At 69.3% G+C, this 6,486-nt stretch carries 6 protein-coding genes; 2 read left to right on the top strand and 4 right to left on the bottom strand.

The window, feature by feature from the left end:
* Window positions 1–25 precede the first annotated feature (25 nt).
* Together QM693_RS19320 and QM693_RS19325 are read right to left on the bottom strand one after the other, a co-directional pair.
* Window positions 26–1,582: an alpha/beta fold hydrolase gene (locus tag QM693_RS19320; protein ID WP_502942654.1), complete on the bottom strand. Its 1,557-nt coding sequence runs from the start codon at window positions 1,580–1,582 to the stop codon at window positions 26–28.
* 23 nt (window positions 1,583–1,605) lie between these two features.
* A complete protein-coding gene (locus tag QM693_RS19325; protein WP_283353162.1) occupies window positions 1,606–2,394 on the bottom strand; it encodes a pyrimidine reductase family protein in 789 nt (262 codons plus the stop codon).
* A gap of 34 nt (window positions 2,395–2,428) precedes the next feature.
* On the opposite strand from QM693_RS19325, the gene zapE reads away from it, so the two are divergent.
* Window positions 2,429–3,445 carry a cell division protein ZapE gene (zapE, locus tag QM693_RS19330; protein ID WP_283331884.1) on the top strand — a complete coding sequence of 339 codons (1,017 nt, stop codon included), beginning with the start codon at window positions 2,429–2,431 and terminating at the stop codon, window positions 3,443–3,445.
* Between the two features lie 9 nt (window positions 3,446–3,454).
* On the opposite strand, the gene QM693_RS19335 is transcribed toward zapE, so the two are convergent.
* Both QM693_RS19335 and QM693_RS19340 read right to left on the bottom strand, forming a co-directional pair.
* The gene (locus QM693_RS19335; RefSeq protein WP_005240947.1) at window positions 3,455–3,985 is read right to left on the bottom strand and encodes a GNAT family N-acetyltransferase; all 531 of its coding nucleotides are present in this window, start codon (window positions 3,983–3,985) and stop codon (window positions 3,455–3,457) included.
* Between the two features lie 215 nt (window positions 3,986–4,200).
* Entirely contained in the window at window positions 4,201–5,421 is a 1,221-nt protein-coding gene (locus tag QM693_RS19340; RefSeq protein WP_283353158.1) for an MFS transporter, read from the bottom strand.
* Window positions 5,422–5,868: 447 nt separating this feature from the next.
* On the opposite strand from QM693_RS19340, the gene QM693_RS19345 reads away from it, so the two are divergent.
* Window positions 5,869–6,357, top strand: coding sequence for a 2-isopropylmalate synthase (locus QM693_RS19345; protein WP_283353159.1), 489 nt, complete (start codon window positions 5,869–5,871; stop codon window positions 6,355–6,357).
* Window positions 6,358–6,486 lie beyond the last annotated feature (129 nt).

Consider the following 6,486-nt stretch of genomic DNA (forward strand, 5'->3'; position numbering starts at 1 on the left):
GTGGGTGTCGGGCGGAACACGTCGGCTAGGCGGGGCAGGCGCTGCCGTCCGGGGGCAGCGCGCCGTCCGTGACGTAGGTGACGATCGACTTCTGCGCGCAGTCCGAATGGGTGGCGGGGTGGCCGCTGCCGTGCCACGTCAGGGTCGCCGTCGCGGCGCCTGCGCTCGACACGGCACCCGTCACCGTCCCCACCCCGGCGTTCCCGACGACCGGGTCGGCGGTGCCGCTCAGCACCAGGACCGGGAGTGTCAGCTCGCCGGGCAGGGCGGGCGGCGCGGTCGCGGGCCAGGAGGTGCACGCCAGCAGTCCGACGGCGGCGTTCGGTCCGAACAGCGGGAACCGCTCGCCCCACAGCTTCTGCAGTTCGCGAACGCGGTCGGGTGCGGGCCACTGCTGGCCGTCGGTGCAGCGGGTGATGAACTGGCCGTCGCCCTCGTAGGCCGCCTCGGCCTGCGCGATCGCCGCCAGGATCGGCGCCGTGTTTCCGGCGAGGGCGGCGGACACCGCATCGGACAGGGCGCGGACGCGGCCCTGCTGGTCGCCGCCCGCCGCGGCGAGCGACCCGGACACCGCGGTGAGGAGGGCGTTCGCGGAGACCCGCGGGATCTGGCCGTTCGCGGCGCGGGTGACGGCGTCGGTCATCGCGGCGCGGGGATCGGCGCCGAGGGAGCAGTTCAGGGCGGTGCACTGGCGGGCGAACGCGTCGAACGCCGCCTCCTGACCCGCGACCTGCTGTTCGGTGGCGGTCGCGGCATCCACCGTGGTGACGGCGGGGGAGTCGAGGACGAGCCGGCCGACCCGATCGGGGTACTTGGCGGCGTAGCTGAGCGCGACCGCACTGCCGTTGCCGGTGGCGAGGATCCCGAGTGCATCGACGTCCCAGGTGCGGCGCAGCTCCTCGATGTCGTCGGCGGCGTGGGTGCTGTCGAACGCGAGTTCCTGTGGCTGCAGGTAGTCGGTGCACGCGATGGTGGCGTCGCGGCCCAGCGCGGTGACCTTGTCGACCTGGTCGCCCGTCCCCGGATCGAACTGCCCGAGATTCGCGAGGCTGCTGCGGAGCTCCGGGGTGAGGCATTCGATCTCCTGCGAGGAGGCGATGCCGCGGCGGTCCACCGCGACCACCGGTCGCGTCGACAGCAGGGACGTGAGACCGCCGGTGCTCAGCGCGGCGAGCGTTGCGGTCGACGACCGGTCCGATCCCGACGTGAGCACCAGCGGGGCCGCGTTCTCGGGGGTGTCGGCGAGGCGTGCCCGCATCGCACCCATCGTGAAGGAGCCGGGCAGGGTGCCGCTCTCGTCGACGGCTGACTCGTACGAGCCGCATTCGAAGATCAACCCGGCGGGCGGCGTCGTTCCCGGGCCCAGGGCGCCGAGGGTGCTCTGCGTGCAGTCGGTCCACGCCAGATCGTTCTTCGGGGTCTGCAACACGGGTGGGGGAGCGTCGGCGTTCTCGGTCTCGGTCGCGGTGGGTTCGCTGCCGCCGCCCTCGCGTTCGACCGCCACGTGCGGCCGGTTGGACGGTCCGGCTCCGCACGCGCTGCACACCACGAGAACCATTGCGAGCAACACCGATCTGCGCATGGCGACCACCCTGCCAGGTTCCCCTACGGCCGGGGCAGCCGCACCCATCTGGTGAGGACGGTGCCGTCGGTGTCGGTGAGGATGTGCGCGGGAGTCATCGCGGTGATCCGGGCCCCAGGCGCGGTGGCGACGCGACCCGCGGTTCCGCCGACGAGGACGGGTGCCGTGGTCAGGCACACCTCGTCGACGGCGTCGTCCGCGGTCAGCTGCCCGAACAGGCTCGGGCCACCCTCGCAGAGCACACGGCGCAGTCCGAGATGCTCGAGGGCGGCGATCAGCCCGTCGCCGGTGACCTGCCCGTCGCCGGCCGTCACGATTCGCGCACCCGCGTCCGTGAGAGCACGGACCCGCGCCGGGTCGGCGTCTGTGCACGTGACGACGATCGGGGCCACCTCCGTGTCGGTGAACAGGCGTGACCGCGGGTCGAGGTGGGCGCGCGCCGACACGACGGCGATCGGCGGGACCTCCGGCATCCCCGACGCCACCCGCCGTCGCCTGCCCTCGGTGTCGATGCGCGCCCCGCCGTAGTTCTCCGCCCGGACGGTTCCGGCCCCGACCAGCACGACGTCGGCCAACTCCCGCAGGGTCTCGAAGACCAGCCTGTCCGCAGGTGTGCCGAGCGCCCCGCTGACCCCGTCGACGGAGACGGCGCCGTCGATGCTGCTCACGAAGTTGACCCGGACCCACGGCCGCGGGGTCTCCGCCGGGTACGCGTACAGGTCGCGCAGCGCGTTCGCGGTCGATTCACTGGACTCCTCGCGGGCAGGCGGGCTGTCCGGTGTGAAAAATGTCGCAATATGTACACGGTGCATGTTGGTGATCACAACACGTGGATACCCTGCTTGTATGCATGCACGTCTTGTCGATCGCAGCCCCGTGGTACCGGCTGATCAGTTGGTAGCTCAGATGGTGCCCCCGGCCATGTTCGACGAGGTGAGCTTCGCGTCGTACATCCCCGATCCCGCAGAACCCAGCCAGGCCGCCGCGGTCCGGACGGCCGAGGAGTTCGCGAAGAAGGTCGTAAAGATCCGCAGCGGCGGACGACGCGGCCTGTTCGGGAAGAAGACGCAGGCCACCGGCGCCGGTCTCTACCTCGACGGCGGCTTCGGCGTCGGCAAGACCCACCTTCTGGCCTCGATCTTCCACAGCGTCCCGTCGCCCAAGGCGTTCGGCACGTTCGTGGAGCTGACGCACGTCGTCGGTGCCCTCGGTTTCAACAAGGCCGTCGAGCAGCTGTCCGACCACAGCGTTCTCTGCATCGACGAATTCGAACTCGACGACCCGGGCGACACCATGCTGGTGTCCCGCCTGCTGTCGGAACTGTCGGCGCGCGGCGTGTCCATCGTGGCGACGTCGAACACCCTGCCCGGCCAGCTCGGTGAAGGACGATTCGCTGCACAGGACTTCCTGCGCGAGATCAAGAAGCTCGGCTCGATCTTCGAGACGATCCGCGTCGACGGCCCCGACTACCGGCACCGCGACCTGCCGCCGGCCCCGGACCCGATCTCCTCGGCGGAGCTCGCCGAGCGCGCCGACAGCATCCCCGGCGCCACGCTCGACGACTTCGACGCGCTGTGCAAGCACCTCAGCACGCTGCACCCGTCCCGCTACAACAAGCTGGTCGAGGGCATCCCGGCCGTCTTCCTGGACGGCGTGCACCCTGCCGAGGACCAGTCGGTCGCGCTGCGCCTGGTGGTCCTCGCCGACCGCCTGTACGACGCGAGCATCCCGGTCACCGTGGCCGGGGCCAAGCTCGACGCGATCTTCACTCCGGAGATGCTGGCCGGTGGGTACCGGAAGAAGTACCTGCGTGCCACGTCGCGCCTGCTCGCGCTGTCGCGCTTCGAGGTCGCCGCGAGCTGACCCAGCTCGTCACAGCGCCCGCTGCATCACGAAATCGTGGTGCAGTTGGGTGCCGACGAGAAAGGTTTTCGTTCCGACCTGCGTGAATCCGTGCTTCGCGTAGAAGCGCTGGGCGCGCACATTCTCCTGGTTGACGCCGAGCCACAGCCCGGCGCACCCGGCGGCGACGGCGCGTTCGACGATGGCGTCCATCAGCGCGGACGCGACCCCGGTCCCGTGATTACCGGGTAGCACGTACAGCTTGCTGATCTCGGTGGTCGGCCGCAGCGTCACGGCCCTGCCGACATCCGGGTCGGCGGGTTCACCGTCGATCAGCATCGCGTAGCCGACGATCGCCCCGCCGTGGGTGACCTTCAGGACGGTGCGGTTCGGGTCGGTGAGGTACTCCGAGAACCGTTCGGCCGACAGCACGTCGTCGATGAAGGCGGCGATGTCGTCCTGCGTCGCGCCGGGCGGGCACGCAAGAGGGAACGTTGCCGCGGCGACGTCGGCAATCGCCTCGGAATCCCAGATCCCCGCCGGGTCTATCTCGACAGTCACAGCTGATCCACCGCGTCCTTCGCTTCCCGAAGTGTCATTCCCGTACTGTCCCGCAGCAGGGTGATTGCCGCAACGGTCTTGATCGACTCGTTCGTCCTGGGGTGTGCGAGCCGCCACGAGCGGACCGTGCCGAGACCGGAACCGCGACGTAGACGATCGCCGCGGTGATCACGAACCATCCCCGAGTCGGCATGTCCTAAGTAGAACATCTGCCGTCAGTCGCGATCCGGGGTCCACGCGGATTGCCTGTCGCGGTCCCGGTCCGGGGCGAATGCGGGGGCGAGCAGGACGAGCCCCACCGCGAACAGGAGCGGGACCACGAACCCGATCCGCAGGCTGGTCGCGGCGGCGACGCCGCCGACGATCGCCCCGCCCACGAGCGTGCCCACGTAGTTGAACAGGTTGATCCGCGCCACGGCGTCGTCCACCTGGCCGGTGGGTGCCAGCCGGCCGGCGGCGCTGAAACACAGGGGAGCGACGACCGGCACGCCGAGGCCAACGACGAGGAATCCGGCGATCGCGACGGCCGGGGACGGGGCCAGCACGACGACCGTCAATCCGGCGACACCGACCGCCGAACCCGCACGGACGACGGCGATCTCGCCGTACTTCGCCACCCAGAAGTCGCCGGTCAGACGCGACACCAGAGCCGCACACTGGTATGCGGCCAGTGCCAGGGCGGCCGTGCCGGCGTCCGCGAGCAGAACGTTCCGGACGTACAGGGCGGACCAGTTGCCGACACCGAAATCGATGGCGTAGAACAACGCCATCGCGGTGCCGAGCGCGAGCAGCGGCCGAATCGGAACCGGCACGGACACAGGGCCGGTCGCCGGCGGGGCGCTGCTCACCGGCTCCTGACGGGCGAGGAGCCGGGGGCCGCAGACGGCGAGACCGACGGCCACGACGAGCGCCGCCACCAGTTGCGCGCCGGCCACGCTGACGTCGAGGGCGGAGGTGGCGGCGACGAAGAGTGCACCCGCAATCGCGCCGACGCTCCACACCGCATGGAACGACGACAGGATGAAACGGCCGTACGCGTGCTGGATCGACACCGCCTGCATGTTGGCGGCGGCGTCGACGATGCCCAGCCCGGCGCCGTACACGGACAGGCAGACGAAGAACGCCGCGGTGTTCGGGCTGAAACAGAGGGCGCCACCGGCGACCGCGATGGTCGCGAGCCCGAGCTGCAGCGCCGGTCTGCTGGAGAATCGGCGGGCCAGGTGCTCGGCGAGGACGCTTCCCGCCCCGGCGATGAGGGACACCGTCACGACCGCGACCACGATGACCGTGTCGTCGAACCCGAATCGGTCCTGGTACTGCGGCAGTTGTGTGAGGACGGCCGCGAGGAGAAAACCCTGCAGGCCGAATGCGCCCGCCGCGGCGATCCGTGCCGGGCGGTGGTCCGCGGGCACGTCTGCGCGTGGTGAATCCGTCATGGGAGTCGGCCTTCGGTAGAGGACATCCGATCGATTGGGCGAGTGTCCAATACTTTGCGGGGATGTGCAGCGTTCTCCGAGGCGGCGGGCGAAATGTCCGAAAGTGGGGTGTGAGGGGCCCGGAACAAGACTGAGCCCCAGCCTTGGATGGGGGGTCATGGCTGGGGCTCATTGCCATCGGGGGGGTGGATGGCAAGTTCGACGATACATGAGGAATTCCTCACGTTCCATATGCAGTGGTAACGATTTCGTCACCCGCCCGTCACCGGTGGTCGGCGCGACACCGTGAACCGGGGTTGTCTCTGCGGACGGTTGTCGCTTACAGTGTCATCCATGCAGCGCATTCTCGTAGTTCTCCGCCGTAGCGGGGTCTGATACGGACCGACCCCTCGCTGCGGGTCGTTGAGCTACGCGTTGGTCCTCCCTTCTTTCAGGAAGACCACGAGAATGAGTACCACCACTTCTTTCGCTTCATCCTTCCCCTCGTCGACACCGGCCGTCGATCCATTCGCCGCGCGCCACGGAAAGTCGCTGCCACGGGAACTCCGCACCGAATCCGCCGGAATGGCGTGGTCCGCGTTCGAGGCCGTCTACGCGCCGTCCACCGGACCGTTCCGTCTGGGCAGTTGGTCGGAAACGAAGACCGGCCCCGGGATGTGGGATTTCGAAGCGACACTCGGTATCGGCGAATCGATCTGCAAGACCGCTGCGAGCGCGCCCGGCCCGGTGGCCGCCATGACCTCGATGCTGTACGACGCGGGGTGTGCGATGGAGATCCTGTCTTTTCATCAGCACGAGATCGGGCACCGCACCGCGACATTCCTGCTCTGCGAGCGCGACGGCATCCGGCGCTGGGCGATGGGAATCGGTGAATCCCACACGGAATCGACTCTGCGCGCGATGATCTCCGGCGCCAACCGGCTCCAGCCCGCCTGACACCCGGACAACAGTTCAGCCCCGGTCGAGGGACCGGGGCTGACTGTCGTGAACAGTTCGGTTGAAAGTGAACTGGTGCGCGATACTGGGATTGAACCAGTGACCTCTTCCGTGTCAGGGAAGCGCTCT

The sequence above is a fragment of the Rhodococcus sp. IEGM 1305 genome (assembly GCF_030058635.1).
In the GTDB taxonomy this organism is placed as follows: Bacteria; Actinomycetota; Actinomycetes; order Mycobacteriales; family Mycobacteriaceae; genus Rhodococcus_F; species Rhodococcus_F opacus_D.

Bases quoted from the DNA above. Each gene is read 5' to 3' on its own strand.
- QM693_RS19345 (WP_283353159.1), top strand. From the start codon at position 5,869: ATGAGTACCACCACTTCTTTCGCTTCATCCTTCCCCTCGTCGACACCG.
- QM693_RS19340 (WP_283353158.1), bottom strand. From the start codon at position 5,421: ATGACGGATTCACCACGCGCAGACGTGCCCGCGGACCACCGCCCGGCA.
- QM693_RS19325 (WP_283353162.1), bottom strand. From the start codon at position 2,394: ATGCACCGTGTACATATTGCGACATTTTTCACACCGGACAGCCCGCCT.
- zapE (WP_283331884.1), top strand. From the start codon at position 2,429: ATGCATGCACGTCTTGTCGATCGCAGCCCCGTGGTACCGGCTGATCAG.
- QM693_RS19320 (WP_502942654.1), bottom strand. From the start codon at position 1,582: ATGCGCAGATCGGTGTTGCTCGCAATGGTTCTCGTGGTGTGCAGCGCG.